This is a genomic window from Streptomyces sp. GC420, assembly GCF_009916105.1.
In the GTDB taxonomy this organism is placed as follows: Bacteria; Actinomycetota; Actinomycetes; order Streptomycetales; family Streptomycetaceae; genus Streptomyces.
In genome coordinates, this window is record NZ_JAAAXQ010000181.1 from 1 (window position 1) to 15,928 (window position 15,928).

14 protein-coding genes are annotated in these 15,928 nt (G+C 71.6%); 9 read left to right on the forward strand and 5 right to left on the reverse strand.

The genetic code is table 11. From position 1 onward, the window contains the following. Positions 1 to 252: 252 nt before the first annotated feature. Positions 253 to 1,701, reverse strand: coding sequence for an NADP-dependent phosphogluconate dehydrogenase (gene gndA / locus GUY61_RS21715; protein ID WP_166631893.1), 1,449 nt, complete (start codon positions 1,699 to 1,701; stop codon positions 253 to 255). A 246-nt stretch (positions 1,702 to 1,947) separates the two neighbouring features. Between gndA and GUY61_RS21720 the strand changes: the two genes are divergently transcribed. Then, entirely contained in the window at positions 1,948 to 3,180 is a 1,233-nt protein-coding gene (locus GUY61_RS21720; protein ID WP_313896783.1) for a transglycosylase family protein, read from the forward strand. A gap of 38 nt (positions 3,181 to 3,218) precedes the next feature. Here GUY61_RS21720 and GUY61_RS21725 read toward each other — a convergent pair whose 3' ends face one another. Further along, positions 3,219 to 4,370, reverse strand: a complete 1,152-nt coding sequence (locus tag GUY61_RS21725) for a serine hydrolase domain-containing protein (protein ID WP_166631895.1) — start codon at positions 4,368 to 4,370, stop codon at positions 3,219 to 3,221. 580 nt (positions 4,371 to 4,950) lie between these two features. Here GUY61_RS21725 and GUY61_RS21730 point away from each other — a divergent pair. Continuing rightward, the gene (locus tag GUY61_RS21730) at positions 4,951 to 5,379 is read left to right on the forward strand and encodes a hypothetical protein (RefSeq protein ID WP_313896784.1); all 429 of its coding nucleotides are present in this window, start codon (positions 4,951 to 4,953) and stop codon (positions 5,377 to 5,379) included. A 121-nt stretch (positions 5,380 to 5,500) separates the two neighbouring features. Here GUY61_RS21730 and GUY61_RS21735 read toward each other — a convergent pair whose 3' ends face one another. Together GUY61_RS21735 and GUY61_RS21740 are read right to left on the reverse strand one after the other, a co-directional pair. Then, positions 5,501 to 7,147, reverse strand: coding sequence for a tetratricopeptide repeat protein (locus tag GUY61_RS21735; RefSeq protein WP_243766643.1), 1,647 nt, complete (start codon positions 7,145 to 7,147; stop codon positions 5,501 to 5,503). Between the two features lie 409 nt (positions 7,148 to 7,556). Then, complete coding sequence (locus tag GUY61_RS21740) at positions 7,557 to 8,636, reverse strand: DMT family transporter (RefSeq protein ID WP_208106288.1); 1,080 nt, start codon at positions 8,634 to 8,636, stop codon at positions 7,557 to 7,559. 409 nt (positions 8,637 to 9,045) lie between these two features. Between GUY61_RS21740 and glgA the strand changes: the two genes are divergently transcribed. The 3 genes from glgA to GUY61_RS21755 all read left to right on the forward strand — a co-directional run bounded on the left by glgA (position 9,046) and on the right by GUY61_RS21755 (position 13,240). Beyond that, a complete protein-coding gene (gene glgA, locus GUY61_RS21745; RefSeq protein WP_166631898.1) occupies positions 9,046 to 10,242 on the forward strand; it encodes a glycogen synthase in 1,197 nt (398 codons plus the stop codon). 113 nt (positions 10,243 to 10,355) lie between these two features. Beyond that, on the forward strand, positions 10,356 to 11,576 hold the full coding sequence (gene glgC / locus GUY61_RS21750) for a glucose-1-phosphate adenylyltransferase (protein WP_166631899.1): 1,221 nt from the start codon (positions 10,356 to 10,358) through the stop codon (positions 11,574 to 11,576). A gap of 107 nt (positions 11,577 to 11,683) precedes the next feature. Then, entirely contained in the window at positions 11,684 to 13,240 is a 1,557-nt protein-coding gene (locus tag GUY61_RS21755) for an SDR family NAD(P)-dependent oxidoreductase (protein ID WP_208106289.1), read from the forward strand. An 87-nt stretch (positions 13,241 to 13,327) separates the two neighbouring features. Here the strand turns inward: GUY61_RS21755 and GUY61_RS39235 are convergent, their stop codons facing one another. Then, positions 13,328 to 13,768, reverse strand: coding sequence for a hypothetical protein (locus GUY61_RS39235; RefSeq protein WP_243766644.1), 441 nt, complete (start codon positions 13,766 to 13,768; stop codon positions 13,328 to 13,330). 324 nt (positions 13,769 to 14,092) lie between these two features. On the opposite strand from GUY61_RS39235, the gene GUY61_RS21765 reads away from it, so the two are divergent. The 4 genes from GUY61_RS21765 to GUY61_RS21780 all read left to right on the forward strand — a co-directional run bounded on the left by GUY61_RS21765 (position 14,093) and on the right by GUY61_RS21780 (position 15,842). Further along, a complete protein-coding gene (locus GUY61_RS21765) occupies positions 14,093 to 14,275 on the forward strand; it encodes a hypothetical protein (RefSeq protein ID WP_166631900.1) in 183 nt (60 codons plus the stop codon). A gap of 85 nt (positions 14,276 to 14,360) precedes the next feature. Next, positions 14,361 to 14,588, forward strand: a complete 228-nt coding sequence (locus GUY61_RS21770; protein ID WP_398956399.1) for a zf-HC2 domain-containing protein — start codon at positions 14,361 to 14,363, stop codon at positions 14,586 to 14,588. Positions 14,589 to 14,683: 95 nt separating this feature from the next. Beyond that, positions 14,684 to 15,457 carry a LytTR family DNA-binding domain-containing protein gene (locus GUY61_RS21775; RefSeq protein WP_166631906.1) on the forward strand — a complete coding sequence of 258 codons (774 nt, stop codon included), beginning with the start codon at positions 14,684 to 14,686 and terminating at the stop codon, positions 15,455 to 15,457. Between the two features lie 13 nt (positions 15,458 to 15,470). Further along, on the forward strand, positions 15,471 to 15,842 hold the full coding sequence (locus GUY61_RS21780; protein ID WP_166631901.1) for a DUF898 domain-containing protein: 372 nt from the start codon (positions 15,471 to 15,473) through the stop codon (positions 15,840 to 15,842). Positions 15,843 to 15,928: the final 86 nt, after the last annotated feature.

Consider the following 15,928-nt stretch of genomic DNA (forward strand, 5'->3'; position numbering starts at 1 on the left):
CCCCCGCCCCGATTCCGAGGCCCCCGGGTCCCGACCCGGTGCCCGATCCCGACCCGTTCCCGGGGCCCTTGCGCCGGCCGCCCGGGTCCGGCACGTCCGCCGGGCACCCCGCGCCCGGCGGACCGCCCGACGGCCCGCGGCACTGAAAGGTACTGAAACACCCGCGGCGGGCCCGGAAGAACCGGGCCCGCCGCGGGTGTACGACGCGCCGGGAAGGACTGACCGGCCGCGGGGCGGGAGGACCGGGAGGGGCTACGCCTCGACCTCGGAGCGGTCCCCGCCCCAGAGCGTGTGGAACGAACCCTCGCGGTCCGTGCGCCGGTAGGTGTGCGCGCCGAAGAAGTCGCGCTGGCCCTGCGTCAGGGCCGCCGGGAGCCGGTCGGCGCGCAGCGCGTCGTAGTACGCCAGCGCGGCGGAGAAACCGGGGGTGGGAACGCCCTGCTGGACGGCCGCGACGAGCACCGCGCGCCAGTCGTCCTGCGCTCCCTCGATCTCCCGCGCGAACTGCTCGTCCGACAGCAGGCTCGGAAGGTCGGCGCGGGCGTCGAACGCCGCGCGGATCCGGTCGAGGAACGCCGCGCGGATGATGCAGCCGCCCCGCCAGATCGACGCGACCGCGCCCGGGTCGATGTCCCAGCCGTAGGCCTCGCTGCCCGCCTGGATCTGGTGGAAGCCCTGCGTGTAGGACACGATCTTCGACGCGTACAGCGCCTGCTCCACCTGGGCCGCGAAGGCCTCCGCCTCCTTCTCGCCGAGCGGCGAGGCCGCCGGCCCGGCCAGGCCCTTCGACGCCTCACGCAGTCCGGCGTGCCCCGACAGCGAACGCGCGAAGACCGCCTCCGCGATCCCGGAGACCGGAACACCGAGGTCCAGCGCGATCTGCACCGTCCAGCGGCCGGTGCCCTTCTGCTCGGCGCGGTCCTGGACGATGTCGACGAACGGCTTCCCGGTCGCCGCGTCCTTGTGGGCCAGCACCTCCGCCGTGATCTCGATCAGGTACGAGTCGAGCCGCCCGGTGTTCCAGGTGCGGAAGGTCTCCGCGATCTTCTCCGGGCTGTAGCCCGCCACCGCGCGGAGCAGGTGGTAGGCCTCGGCGATCAGCTGCATGTCGGCGTACTCGATGCCGTTGTGCACCATCTTCACGAAGTGCCCGGCGCCGTCCGGGCCGATGTGGGTGGTGCAGGGGCTGCCGTCCGCGGCCTTCGCGGAGATCTTCTCCAGCAGCGGCCCCAGCGACTCGTACGACTCCGCGGAGCCGCCCGGCATGATGCTCGGCCCGAGCAGTGCGCCCTCCTCGCCGCCGGAGATGCCGACGCCGACGAAGTGGATGCCCTTCTCACGCAGCTCCTTCTCCCGGCGCCGGGTGTCCGCGAAGTGCGCGTTGCCGCCGTCGATGATGACGTCGCCCGGCTCCAGCAGCGGCGCGAACTCCTCGATGACGGCATCGGTCGGCTCACCGGCCTTCACCATGATGACGAGCCGCCGCGGGCGCTCCAGCGCGTCGACGAACTCCTTCGCCGTCTCGGCGGGCACGAAGGTGCCCTCGTCGCCGAACTCCTCCACAAGCGCACGCGTCTTGGCGACGGTGCGGTTGTGCACCGCGACGGTGAACCCGTTGCGCGCGAAGTTGCGGGCGAGATTGCGCCCCATGACCGCGAGTCCGGTGACCCCGATCCGGGCCGACTGCGCTGAACTGCTCATCCTCATGCTCCTGGAAATTCGGCGGACCGCCGGAACGGAACTCGGCCGGCGGCTCTCAGTCTGTCGCCAAGTGTCCGGGACGGCAGAAGATTCCCCGCACGGAGGTACACGAAAGATCCAACGCCTTCACCGGCCGTTGTCCGAGGCCGGCGCGCATGCGCCCCGTGCGCCCCGTGGACCCCCTTGTCATATTCCGGATCCAGCGTCTACGTTGTCGGCTGATTACGCGTCGTAAGGGGGAATCCCGTGGGCGTACGGGGACGGCACCGCAAGTACCAGCCGAGCCGGTTAAACCGCGCATCACTGACCGTCACCGCGAGCGGTGCCGGGATGGCGCTGCCGCTGATCGCGGCACAGTCGGCGGGCGCCGCGCCGGTGGATGTCTGGGAGAAGGTGGCGGCCTGCGAGTCGGGCAACGACTGGGACATCAACACCGGCAACGGCTACTACGGCGGGCTCCAGTTCAAGCAGAGCACCTGGGAGGCGTACGGCGGAACGGCCTACGCCGCCCGTGCGGATCTCGCCGCCAAGGACCAGCAGATCGCGGTGGCGGAGAGAGTCCTCGACGGGCAGGGGCCGACGGCCTGGCCGGTCTGCTCGGTCCGCGCGGGACTCGCCCGGGGCGGCGACGCCCCGGACATCAGGCCCGACGGCACCCGGGACGACCGGGCGAGCCGCGAGGGGACCCGGAAGACGGCGACCCCAGCCGCCTCCCGCGACGCGGACCAGGAGACGAAGAAGCCCGGGGAGCGCCCGGCCGGCGAGCGGTACACGGTCGCGCGCGGCGACTCGCTGTCCGGTATCGCGGCGGCCGAGGACGTCAGGGGTGGCTGGCAGGCCCTCTACGCCGGGAACCGGTCAGTCATCGGCGACGACCCCGACCTGATCCTGCCCGGCCAGCGGCTGGTGCTCGGTGAGGGCACGGCGACCGCGCCGGGGACGAAGGCCCGGCCGGCCACCGGGCCGAAAACCGGGGAGAAGGCCAGGCCGAAGACCAAGCCGCGGACTGAGCCCCAGGCCAAGCCCCGGACGAAGCCCGCGAGCAAGCCTGCGACGACCGAGCGCGCCACCTCGACCACGATGACGGCGCCGGTCGCCGCCGGGCCGAGCACGCCGTACCGCAAGGCGGGTTCCTCCTGGTCCAGCGGCTACCACACCGGCGTCGACTTCCCCGTCCCCACCGGCACGTCGGTGAAGGCGGTCGGCGCCGGCCAGGTCGTCTCGGCGGGCTGGGCCGACGCCTACGGCTACCAGGTCGTGATCCGGCACGGCGACGGCAGGTACAGCCAGTACGCCCATCTGTCCTCGCTCACCGTGCGGGGTGGCCAGAAGGTCAACGCGGGCCAGCAGATAGGCCGTTCAGGCTCCACGGGCAACAGCACGGGGCCGCACCTCCACTTCGAGGTGCGCACCGGCCCCGGATACGGCAGCGACATCGACCCGCTGGCGTACCTCAGGGCCCACGGCGTCCGCATCTGACGCACCCCGCGCCGCCCGCGCGCCTTCGCGGAGGCGGTCTACAGCGCGCTGTAGACCGCCTCGACCAGCGCCATCTTGCGCGGGTCGTCGGCGACGCGCGGACCCATGCTGTTCATGACGTACCCCATGGCGATGCCCGCCTCCGGGTCGGTGAGCCCGCAGGACCCGCCGAAGCCGTCGTGGCCGTAGGCCCGCGGGTTGGGACCGTACGAGCCTCGGGGGCCGCTCAGCCACACCCCGAGCGCGACTTCCATGTCCGCGCCGAGAGCGGGGCCGAGTACCAGGTCGCGGCAGGGGCCCTCGCCCTCGCGGACCCGCTCGGACGCGGCGGGGGAGAGCAGCCTCCCGTCGGCGAACAGGCCGTACAGCTCCGCCACCGCGCGGGCCGTGCCGTGCCCGTTGACCGCGGGCAGATCGGCTGCCCGCCACTCGGGGGAGTTGGCGTCCCTGGCCGCCACGCCGGGGTTGGCCAGTGCGGCGAGGGCGACCGGCGGCAGCGCGGCGGACAGCGTCACCCGCTCGCTGGGGTCGGCGACCGGTGCGTGCACCAACTCGGCCGCGCGGCCCGCCTCGTGCTCCGGCAGGCCGAGGCCGAAGTCGATGCCGAACGGTCCGGTGATCTCCTCACGCAGGAAGGCCGCGGGCATCCGCCCTGAGACCCGCCGGATCACCTCGCCGACCAGGAAGCCGTAGGTGATCGCGTGGTATCCGGAGACCGTGCCGGGCTCCCACCAGGGCTCCGTGGCGGCGAGCCGGTCCGTGGTGAGCTTCCAGTCGTACAGCTCGGCGGCCGTGTGCGGCTCGCGGAGCCCCGCCAGGCCCGCGCGGTGCGACAGCAACTGCCGGACCAGGACGTTCTCCTTGCCGGCTGCGGCGAACTCCGGCCAGTACTCGGCGACCGGGGCGTCCAGGTCGAGCAGGCCGCGGTCGGAGAGGAGATGCGCGCACAGCGCCGTCGGTCCCTTCGTCGTCGACCAGACGTTGACCACGGTGTCCCGCTCCCAGGGCCTGGTCCGGCCCCGGTCGGCCCATCCGCCCCACAGGTCCACCACCGCTTCGCCACCGAGGAGTACGGTCACCGCGGCGCCCAGCTCGCCGCGTCGGCGGAAGTTCTCCTCGAAGGCCGTGCGCACCGCGGAGAACCGCGGATCGCAGTGGCCGTGGACCTGGACCTGGTGCAGCTCGGGCATGGGGACACCCCTGACGCGTTCGGCTCCGCCGGACCGGTCGGCCCGGCGTCTGCAAGCGAACGTACCGACTGGTCGGACTGTCGCGGAAGAGGCGGGCGCCGTCCGTTCGCCGGCGCGGCGCCCGGCCGCCGGCCACCGGCGGGCGGTCGTACGGAGCGGCACTCGCTGCCGACGCCCCGCACCACGGGCTCCCCGCAATGAGGACAGTATCTGACCGCATCGATGCCTACATTCACGGTTGCCGGCCGGCATGCGGTGTCCGCCGGCGGAAGGGAGAGCCCCGGCGACGAAGCCTTCCTCGCCCGTGCCGTCCGGCATGCCCCGGGCAGGCATGTGGAGCCGGGTACCGCCGGAGCTGCTGCCACCAGCCGCAGTCGGGGCATCCCGCCCTCGCCCACGCCGCCACCTTGCGAAGTGACGACGGCCCACGGAGTCCTGGGAGACGCGAAGTGCCGGTCGGTTGGCCAATGGGGTGGCAGATGCTCATCGGCCCTCGAGAGAACCGCCGCTTCTCGTAGCGTGTTCTCCTGCCAGGAAATGAGTGTGCAAACCCAGGGAGCATGCGGTGGATCCTGTATCTGTGGGGTTGTTGACGGCATTGGCGGGTGGCGCCGGTGGCGAGGCCGGGCGGCAGGTATGGGCGGTGCTGAGTGCACTGGTGCGGCGCCCGTTCCAGCGCAGTGAGGATGCCTCGGACGGCTCGGCGACGAGTTCGGGGGAGGCAGAGCTGAGCCGGTTGGAGGAGTCACCCACCGATCAATTGCGGGCGCAGGCCCTGAGTACTGCCCTGGCGGTGCGGGCCGCAATCGACAGCGGCTTCCACTCCAGTCTGGAGCAGTGGCATGAGCAGGCGAAGTTGGTGCGCGTCGGCGACGGCGGGGTGAACAACGTGATCAGCGGCGGCAGTTTTCACGGGCCAACTGTGCTGGGCGGGAACTTCTCCGGGCTCACCTTCACCACGCATGCCCCTTCGTCCGCCCCCGGCACAGGCTCACCGCCGCAGGACTGACCGGCATCGCGGTGGCGGCCTCGGTCGGCGCCTTGACGGTGTGAGCCGGACCGCGCCCCGCATGCCCAGTGGGTCGGGGACCGACGCGGCGGCCGCGCTTCTCATTTCCAAGCCCCCGACCCTACCCAGGAGTCAGGCGTAGATCCTTTTCCAGGGACTCCGCGCGATCGTCTTCTCCCAACTCGCGGAAGATGGCGACGAGGGCTCTTGCCGCGTACAGCGTGTCGGGATGATCGTCGCCCAGCGTTCGCCGGTATCGCGGCAGCGTGTCCTCCGCGACGGCCCGCGCAGCCTGATGGTTGTCGAGACGCTGGAGGATGCCCATGAGATTGGAGGCCGCGCGCAGTGTGTCGGGATTGTCGGGGCCGAGCGCCTCCCGGCTCCGTCGCAGGACGTCCTCGCACTGTTCCCGGGCCTCCTGATGCTCGCCGAGCGCGGTGAGGCACGCACAAAGGTTGCCCGCGACTTTCAGGGTCTGGGGGTGGTCCTCCCCCAGCGTCCGCCCGCACCGGGGCAGGAGGTCCGCGAACAGGTCCCGCGCCTCCCCGTATTTCCTGAGGCCGACCAGGCACCCGGCGAGCCTGTTTGCCACGGCCAGCGTGTCCGGGTGGTCCTCGCCAAGCGCCCTGGTCCAGTCCGAGTGGGCCGTGCGACCGATGGCCGCGCCGGGCTGGTACTGGCCGGACACGTACAGGTAGCGCAACACGCGGATGAGCAGTGCACGGAACGCCTCCGGCTCGTGACTGCGGAAGTCCGGGCGGTTGAAGAGGATCCGGACGAGCGAGGCGAGCGTGCGGTACTCGGGCCAGGAGGCCGGAAGCTCGGGGTCGCTGACCAAGAGCCCGGTGTCCAAGGCGAGGGCGCGACGTCTGAGATCCTCCAGGCCATCGTCCTCGGGACGGCTCGGCGGCGCGGTCGTGGCGTCGGTGGCCAACGGCCCGCCGAGCGAGGCGGGCGCAGGATAGGACGGAAGCGAGGAGGAAGCGGAATCCCACAGGGATGTGGGTGCCCCCGACTCTTCGAGAAGGAGGGACGGGCAGCCCCGTTCGTGGAACAACCCGCAGCCCGAGTTCAGAGCCGAGTACTCACGGCCGTCGTAGAGCGCGGCCACGGGATACACCTCGAACGGCTCTCCGTTGTTGTTGATGACCGTGGTGCCGCGGCGGCCCGCGCAGGTCCAGTCGAGTTCCAACTGCCAGGAGATCTCGTGTGCCCGGGCAATGGGCTCGAACCAGAACTGCTCCACGTCGGTGGCACTGATGGAGAACGGGAAGTCCGCGCCCTGGGCCTGCAGCCGTGGCGGCTGGGCATCGAAGTCGGTCGTGAAACGGCGGGGTTCGATCTTCGCCCCGATTCGGACGCTGAGACAGGCGGGGCGCGGCGGCCTACGGGCCAGGACGACTGGCCGCGCAGCGTGGAGGACCACCGCCCGGCTCGTCCTGGCCTCCAGGGTGATGATGTGGACTGTGCCGCTGGGCACCATCACCCTCGGCGGATCGGCGTCCACCACCAGATCCGCGAGCGTCCCGCCCGGCGTCAGCCGGACGGAGGCGATGACCGGGTCCGCCAAGTCGCTCGAGGTATCGCCGCCACCGTGATTGAAGTTCACGTCGCCGTGCACCGCACCCGCCATGACGACGTTGCCGAAGTGGCCGCCCGAGATGTGGTTGCCGTCCTTGTGCGGCCCGGAATTCACGTCGTCCGGATCCCTCCGGCCGATCTCGTCGTCCCCATCGGTGCCGCTTCCATCCACGTGCGCATCCGCCATGGCTCACCCCCGCTCAACGACCTCACCAAGACACGCGGGAGGCGAGCACGCCGTGGGGCCTGCGCACCACCCTTGGGCAACCCCGGCTCGATCAGTTCGCCGTGCCCTCTGGGCTGACGATCTGAGTGCCCCGATCAAGCATTGCTGCTACGCCTCCGACCGGACTGGCCGGAGACGCGTCCCACAGTACTCGTCACCCCGCTGCCGGTCGGACGCCCGCTCATCTGTGTGAACCATGCGGCAAGCAGCGGTCATTTCGCGGTTCATGACGCTGTGACCAGCGGAATGGGATGTGACACAGCTTCTCGCTGAGGCTTCGACAGCGGTGCCGCCCGCCTCAGGGAAGGGCCGCAGCCAGGCACCAAAGAGTGATCGCCGCCTCGAACTCACGGACGGACCGGGTTCGCGCTCAGCCCGCCCGGCCCGCCGGGCACGGCTCCTGTTCCGCCGGCGGCGCCGGCACGGGCACCCGCGCGGTCGGCCGCGGTATCGGCCCGGCCGCGGCCGCGGTGAACACGGGGTAACCGGGCCCCACGGCCAAGGCGGCACCGTCGGGGCCGTGCTCCCGCGTGATCGTCTCCACCGCCGGGACAGTGGCCGGGACGGGGACCCTTGCCGGGACGGGGACCTCTGCCGGGGAGGCCGCCGCTCGGGCCTCCTCCCCCCGTGCCGTCCGCTCGACGGTCAGCAGCACCAGGCCGCCCGCCGCGACGATCCCGCTCCCCAGCGCCAGCACCGTGCCGGTCAGGCCGAACCGGAAGGTCTCCCCGAACAGGGCGGTACCGACGACTGCCGCGCCCACCGGATTGACGACCGTCACCACCGCGAGCGGCGCGGCCAGCCCCGCCCCCCGGTAGGCGGCCTGGGAGATCAGCAGCCCGCCCAGACCTGTCGCCGCGACGACCAGGAGGCTGGGCACCTCGGCGAGGGGCGCCGCCGGGTCCCAGTCCTCGGCGACCATCTTGGTGAAGACGGACGCGACCCCGAAGGCGATACCGGCCGCACCCGCGAGGATCACGCTGCGGGTCACCGGCCGGTGCGCGCGCCGCGCCGCGAGCAGCAGCACGGCGCACGCACCGAAGGTGACCAGCGCCAGCACCGTGCGCTCCGCGTCGCCCGGCGTCGCCGTGCCGGCGCCGCCGATCAGTGACAGCAGTCCGGCCAGACCCGCCGTCGCCATGATCGCGCCGCGCCACGCGGTGGCACCCGCGCGGCGGCGCACGAAGAGAGCGGCCATCGGGAGGGCGAAGACTATGGTCAGCGCGCCCAGCGGCTGCACCAGGCTGAGCGGGCCGTAGGCGAGAGCCACGACGTGCAGCACCGCGCCGGTGCCGTTCAGTGCCACCGCCGTCCACCAGCCCCCGCGCCGGAAGGGCGCGCAGGAGCCGTCGGGCGTGGTCGTCGCCACCCGCTCCTGCACGATCGCCCCGGCCGCGTAGGCGACCGCGGAGATCAGCGAGAGCAGCACGGAGAGCGCGAGGGCACTCATTTCGTGCCCCTTGCGTCCGCCCGTGACGATACGTCGTAGTCCATACCATCTACGATGGCGTGCGAGCCCGTCCGCGTCGTCGTCCTTGAGCAGGCATTCGCGTCTACTGCCGTAGTAGTACGGGCCTCCTCCGGAAGTCCCCCTCCGGGCGGGTGTGCCGTACGCAGGCGGGGCGGCGATCATGCATATCCCCTAGGGGTTCCCGCGGGAACCGTCTCCGCCACCCGAGGGAACCGCCCCCGCCACCGGCGACGCCCGGTCTCCGGCCCCGGGGGCCGCGCCACCCGGCGGAACCTTTCCTCACCCTGCCGTGCGGCCATCGGAAGATCCGGCGCGGGATGCGGATGGGGTCTTCCGCCCGCTGGGTATGTAAGTGACCATCGTCGGGCGCACGAGGAACGGGGACCGCATGAAGGTCGGGCTCATCACCCGGGAGTACCCACCGGATGTCTACGGCGGCGCCGGCGTGCACGTGGAGTTCCTCGCCCGGGAACTGAGGCGGCTCACCGACCTGGAGGTGCACTGCTGGGCCGGGGCCGCCCCGGACGCGCCCGGCGCCCCCGGCACCGAGGACGGCGTGCTGCGCCACCGCCCCGCCCCCTCCCTCGACGGTGCCAACGACGCCCTGCGCACCTTCTCCGCCGACCTGTCGATGACCGCGGCCCTCGAAGGCCGCGACCTCGTGCACTCCCACACCTGGTACGCAAATCTCGCGGGCCACCTCGCCAAACTCCTGTACGGCGTACCGCACGTGATGACCGCGCACTCCCTCGAGCCGCTGCGGCCCTGGAAGGCCGAGCAGCTCGGCGGCGGATACGCGCTGTCGAGCTGGGCCGAGCGCACCGCGGTCGAGGCCGCCGACGCCGTCGTCGCCGTCTCCGGCTCCATGCGCGACGACGTCCTGCGCTGCTACCCGGCCCTCGACCCCGACCGTGTACACGTCGTCCACAACGGCATCGACACCCTGCTGTACCGCCCCCAGCCCGGCCGGGACGTCCTGGAGCGTCTCGGCGTCGACCAGGACCGTCCCTACGTGCTCTTCGTCGGCCGGATCACCCGCCAGAAGGGCGTGCCCCACCTGCTGCGGGCCGCCCGCTCCCTGGACCCCTCCGCCCAGCTCGTGCTCTGCGCCGGCGCTCCGGACACCCCCGAGATCGGCCGGGAATTCGAGGAACTGGTCGGTGAACTCGGCCGCGACCGCACAGGGGTGTTCTGGATCCGCGAGATGCTGCCCCGCCCCGATGTCGTACAACTTCTCACGCACGCCGCGCTCTTCGTGTGCCCCTCCGTCTACGAGCCTCTCGGCATCGTCAACCTGGAGGCCATGGCCTGCGGCACTCCGGTGGTCGCCTCCGCGGTCGGCGGCATCCCCGAGGTCGTCGAGGACGGCGTCGGCGGCCTGCTCGTCCCCTACCGGGAATCGGATCCGGCCGCCTTCGAGGCAGGGCTCGCGGCGGCGATGAACCGGCTCGTCGCGGAGCCGGCGACGGCGGCCCGGATGGGCGCGGCGGGGCGGCGGCGTGCCGTCGGTGAGTTCGGCTGGAACGCCGTCGCACGGCGGACCGTCGAGGTGTACGAGAGCGTCCTCGAACCGGGGCGCCCGTAACAGGCGGACGACGGCACCCGTAACAGGCGGAAGCCGTCGGGCAGGGCAGGGTAGGCAGGGCTCGAGGCGGGACCGGCGGCGAAAGGCCGCAGACGTTCGGGAAAGGGGCGGCTATGCGCGGTGGACCTTCTGTGCTGGGGATCGTACTGGCGGGCGGAGAGGGCAAGCGGCTGATGCCGCTGACGGCCGACCGCGCCAAGCCGGCGGTCGTGTTCGGCGGGACGTACCGGCTGGTGGACTTCGTACTGTCCAACCTGGTCAACGGCGGCATCCTGCGGATCTGCGTGCTCACGCAGTACAAGTCGCACTCCCTGGACCGCCACGTCACCACGACCTGGCGCATGTCCAGCCTGCTGGGCAACTACGTCACGCCCGTACCCGCCCAGCAGCGCCTCGGCCCCCGCTGGTTCTCCGGCAGCGCGGACGCGATCCTGCAGTCCCTCAACCTCGTGTACGACGAGCAGCCCGACTACATCGCGGTCTTCGGCGCCGACCACGTCTACCGCATGGATCCGCGCCAGATGCTCGCCCAGCACATCGACAGCGGCGCCGGTGTGACCGTCGCCGGGATCAGGGTCCCGCGCGAGGAGTCCTCGTCCTTCGGTGTCATCACCCCGGGCTCCGACGGGCTGACCGTGGAACGGTTCCTGGAGAAGCCCACCGACCCGCCGGGACTCGCGGACGATCCCGGTAACGTCTTCGCCTCGATGGGCAATTACATCTTCACGACCAAGGCGCTGGTCGAGGCCCTCCACGAGGACGCGGACGACGACGACTCCACGCACGACATGGGCGGCTCGATCCTGCCGATGCTCTCCGAACGCGGCGAGGCGCGGCTGTACGACTTCGGGAACAACCACGTGCCCGGCGAGACCGCCCGCGACCAGGGGTACTGGCGCGACGTGGGCACGCTCGACGCGTACTACGACGCCCACATGGACCTGATCTCCGAGAAGCCCGCCTTCAACCTCTACAACCGCGACTGGCCCATCTACACGCACCCCAGCAGCCACCTCTCGCCCGCCCGGTTCAACGGGGGAGGCATCGCCGGCGAGTCGATCATCAGCCCGGGCTGCCTGATCCGCGGACAGGTCTCCCGCTCGGTGCTCTCGCCCGGGGTGGTCGTGGAGGAGGGCGCCGTCGTCCAGGGCTCCGTGCTCCACGACAACGTCAGGATCGGACGCGGGGCCGTCGTCAGGAACGCGATCCTCGACAAGAACGTGGACGTGCCGCCCGGCGCGACCATCGGCGTCAACCCCGGACGCGACCGCGAGCTCTATTCCGTCTCACGGAGCGGCATCATCGCCCTCGGCAAGGGGCAGCGCGTTTCCTGACGCCGCGTGTCCGCCCGGTCACCTCGTTTGTCCAGCTCGCCCGTACGTACGTAGAGTTCCGCATTCGGAAGGTGCGGCATGCGAGCGATACGAGGACAGCGGCGGCGATGACGGTGACACAGGACGGCCAGGACCGGGTCATGGACCTGGCGGCACCCGGGACCGGGACGGAGTCCGGGGCGGAGCCCGGGACGGGGACCGGGGTGGAGCCGGCGGCCGGCGCCGGGGACCAGGAGTTCGGCCCCGGCATCGACCCGGAGCGCCTCGCTGTCTGCCTGAGCGTGCTCGAGGAGCTCGACCGGCTGGAGATCGACCACCCCGATGCGATCACGGTCCGCAGGGCCACCGCGGGCGTGTACCGGACCGTGAAGCAGCGCCGCCGCCAGGAGCGCCGCGCGGCCAAGACCGCCCACGACCGGGCGGTCACCGAGGCCACCGCCACCGGCTCCGCCGAGCGCATCGACGACGAGACGCAGGGACTGCTGCCCTCCTCGTCCGCGGGCGGCGAGATCGCAGGCATCCTGCAGCGCCCGAGGTCCTGCTACATCTGCAAGTCCCGGTACGTCGAGGTCGACGCCTTCTACCACCAGCTGTGCCAGAAGTGCGCGACGGAGAACCGGGCCCGCAGGGACGCCCGTACGGACCTGACCGGCCGGCGCGCGCTGCTCACCGGCGGCCGGGCGAAGATCGGCATGTACATCGCGCTGCGGCTGCTGCGCGACGGCGCCCACACGACGATCACCACACGTTTCCCCAACGACGCGATCCGCCGTTTCAAGGCGATGCCGGACAGCGGCGAGTGGATCCACCGGCTGAAGATCGTCGGCATCGACCTGCGGGACCCGGCGCAGGTCGTCGCGCTCGCCGACTCGGTCGCTGCCGAGGGCCCGCTGGACATCCTGATCAACAACGCGGCGCAGACCGTACGCCGTTCACCCACGGCCTACAGCGAGCTGGTGGCCGCAGAGTCGGCGCCGCTGCCCGCGGGCGAGCTGCCCACCGCCGAGGTGATCGGCACCTTCGGCAGCGGAGCGGTCGCTGCCCTGCCCTCCCCGCGGAACAACGGCCTCTCGGCCCGCGACGTGACCGAGCTGGCCCTCGTCACCGGCTCGGCCTCCCTCGCCCGCATCGAGGCCGGCACCGCCATCGACGCGGGCGGTCTCGTGCCCGACCTGGATCCGACCAACAGCTGGGTCCAGACGGTCTCGGAGGTCGAGCCGGTCGAGCTGCTCGAAGTGCAGCTGTGCAACTCCACGGCGCCCTTCATCCTGATCAGCAGGCTCCGTCCGGTGATGGCGGCGGCCGCCGCGCGGCGCAAGTACGTCGTGAACGTCTCCGCCATGGAGGGCGTCTTCGGCCGCGGCTACAAGGGTGCCGGCCACCCGCACACCAATATGGCCAAGGCCGCGCTGAACATGCTGACCCGCACCAGCGCCCAGGAAATGTTCGAGTCGGACGGCATCCTGATGACGGCCGTCGACACCGGCTGGATCACTGACGAACGGCCGCACCCCGACAAGATGCGCCTGGCCGAGGCGGGGTTCCACGCACCGCTCGACCTCGTCGACGGCGCGGCCCGCGTATACGACCCGATCGTGCGCGGCGAGGCCGGCGAGGATCTCTACGGCTGCTTCCTGAAGGACTACGAGCCCGGCAACTGGTGAGACCGCGTCCGGAGGGAGCGGTATCCCGCGGGCGGGTGCCCGGCGGCGCGGTGCCCCTCCGGACGGAGCCCGTACGGGCGGCGGGCCTCAGTGATCCGCCGGTGCGCGGTGCGCGGCCGCCACCAGTTCGAGGACCGGTCGCCAGTCCTCGAGCACTCCGGCGTCCAGCTCCAGCCCTCCGCTCTCCTCCTCGGCCTCGCGCAGCAGCTGAGCGTCCTCTCCCGTCAGCCGCACCAGGGCGGCGACCCGCTCCCCGAGCAGCTCTCCGAGTGCCGCGCCCTCCGGCGGCGGGACGATCGCCCGGAGCAGTCCGGCGATCTGGAGCTCCTTGTCGGCCGGGCGGGAGCGGCGCAGCAGATGTGCGGTCCGCAGTGCGCGTGGGGTCGCCTCCCGTGCCCGGAGCGTCACGGGGACGTGCCGGCCCGAGCCCGGCTCCACCGTTCCTTCAGCGTTCCTCTGCCGGTCCGGCGCATCGTGGCTCGTGTACAGCAGTGACATCAGCTCTTCGACGCTGCGCGGCGAATTCATGCGGCCGAGCAGATCAGGACCGGATGAAGGTGCGCGAAGACAGTGCGGTAACAGCGGGCGAATGTGACAGTAACGACAAGTTCTTCGCCCCATCGAGCGCGGGGCCGCTCATGTGGGTACTCTGTCAGCAACGGACAGCCGGCTCGGGTTCTACCAAAGCCCCTCGCCTGTCCCGGGGACACGCCCAGACCTGGGCCGGACCCCCTGCGAAGAGCGGCGCCACCGCGACCGGACCGCCTGTGCAATCAGCCCCACCGGGCGGCCGGCGTCATGCGGAGCACCGCCGCCGGCCCGTCCGGGGTTACGCGACATAAGGAGTTCGCGGTGACACCAGAGAAGACCACACTCGACGAGCACCATAGCCGCCTCGACGGCGAGCTGACGGCCGGCAGGACGGGGCCCGCTGAACTGGGCAGCCTCGAGGTCTGGGCCAGGTCGGCGCCCATCAGGCTCGCCGGATACGAGGACGACCTCGCGGAGCCTCACATCCTTCAGGGCATCGACTGATCCACCCGAATAATCGAAGGTCGTTCGTCGGTTGAACGCGGCACCTGTCTCCGTCCGTGCACTAAGTGGCGGAAGGACGGAGCAGGTGACCGCACAGGACCAACCGCAGTTCCCACCACCCACTGGCCACGTGGAGCTGATGCTCGGGGCCTACGTCCTGGGTGCGCTGTCCGCGGAGGAGGACCGGCAGGTGGCCGCGCATCTGCGCGGCTGCGTCCGGTGCGGGGCGGCCTACGTGGAGTTCGCCGAGGCACCGTGGCTGCTCGCGTTACTCTCGGAGGACGACCTGCGCGAACGACCCGGTGAGCCATGACGCTGTATACCGAACAAGCCCTGCCGTACACCCCCGAGACGTCACGCCGTACAACATATGTGCAGACCCCCCATGTGCACCTACACTCCACCACCATGCTCCGTGTGCTCGCCGTAGACGACGAGGAACCAGCCCTCGAGGAACTCCTCTACCTGCTGCGTGCCGACCCCCGGGTGCGGAGCGCGGAAGGCGCGCTGGACGCCACGGAGGCGCTGCGCAGGATCGGCCGCGCCCTGGACAGCGGCCCGGACGGCGACGAGGGCATCGACGTCGTCTTCCTCGACATCCACATGGCGGGACTCAACGGGCTGGACATGGCGCGGCTGCTCGCCGGCTTCGCCAAGCCCCCGCAGATCGTCTTCGTCACCGCCCACGAGGGCTTCGCCGTGCAGGCCTTCGACCTCAAGGCCGTCGACTACGTCCTCAAGCCGGTCCGCAGGGAACGGCTCGCCGAGGCGGTGCGCCGGGTCGCCGAGCAGGCCAGAACCGCCCGCGACCCGCAGGTTCCGCTGCCCGCACCGGTCGAGGAGACCGCCGACGACCACATACCCGTCGAACTCGGCGGCGTCACGCGCATGATCGCCGTGGACGACATCACCCATGTGGAGGCACAGGGCGACTATGCCCGGCTGTACACCGCAGAGGGCAGCCATCTCGTCCGCATACCGCTGTCCACCCTCGAGGACCGCTGGCGCTCCCGCGGCTTCGTACGCATCCATCGCCGCCACCTCGTGGCGCTCCGCCACATCGGTGAACTGCGGCTCGCGGCCGGCAACGCCAGTGTCCGCGTCGGCTCCGCGGAACTCCAGGTGAGCCGCCGGCACACCCGTGAACTGCGGGACCTGCTCATGCGCCGGACCAATGACTGAAGGGTGGCGCTCATTGCCGCAGGAGCCGCCGCCCCGCAGGGAGGTCGTCACCGGGGTGTCCCGGCAGCCGCGCAGGCCGTCCCGGTACCGTCCCCGCACCGAGATCGACGAGCAGACGACCCTGGGGCACACCTATGTGCGCTCGCTGATGCGCAGCCAGTTGCGGACGGGGCTGCTCACCTTCGCCGCACTCGCCCTGTTCGTCGGCCCGCTGCCGCTGGTCTTCGCCGCGATGCCGCAGAACCGGATGCTCGTCTGGGTGCTCCTCGGGTTCGCCGTCTACCCGCCGCTGGTGGTGCTGGCCTGGCTGTACGTGCGCCGGGCGGAACGCAACGAGCAGGACTTCGCCCGGCTCGTCGAGGACCGGACCGCCGAGACGCCGTGACCCGCAGGACGACCGGTGGCGCCGCGCCCCGTGGCGACCACGCCGCGCAGCCCCCCAGCCGCGCGGCACGCACCACAGTCCCCACC

Coding starts and splice junctions, on each gene's coding strand:
- GUY61_RS21725 (WP_166631895.1), bottom strand. CDS start 4,370: ATGCCCGAGCTGCACCAGGTCCAGGTCCACGGCCACTGCGATCCGCGG.
- GUY61_RS21775 (WP_166631906.1), top strand. CDS start 14,684: ATGCTCCGTGTGCTCGCCGTAGACGACGAGGAACCAGCCCTCGAGGAA.
- glgC (WP_166631899.1), top strand. CDS start 10,356: ATGCGCGGTGGACCTTCTGTGCTGGGGATCGTACTGGCGGGCGGAGAG.
- gndA (WP_166631893.1), bottom strand. CDS start 1,701: ATGAGCAGTTCAGCGCAGTCGGCCCGGATCGGGGTCACCGGACTCGCG.
- GUY61_RS21740 (WP_208106288.1), bottom strand. CDS start 8,636: ATGAGTGCCCTCGCGCTCTCCGTGCTGCTCTCGCTGATCTCCGCGGTC.
- GUY61_RS21755 (WP_208106289.1), top strand. CDS start 11,684: ATGACGGTGACACAGGACGGCCAGGACCGGGTCATGGACCTGGCGGCA.
- GUY61_RS39235 (WP_243766644.1), bottom strand. CDS start 13,768: ATGAATTCGCCGCGCAGCGTCGAAGAGCTGATGTCACTGCTGTACACG.
- GUY61_RS21735 (WP_243766643.1), bottom strand. CDS start 7,147: ATGGCGGATGCGCACGTGGATGGAAGCGGCACCGATGGGGACGACGAG.
- glgA (WP_166631898.1), top strand. CDS start 9,046: ATGAAGGTCGGGCTCATCACCCGGGAGTACCCACCGGATGTCTACGGC.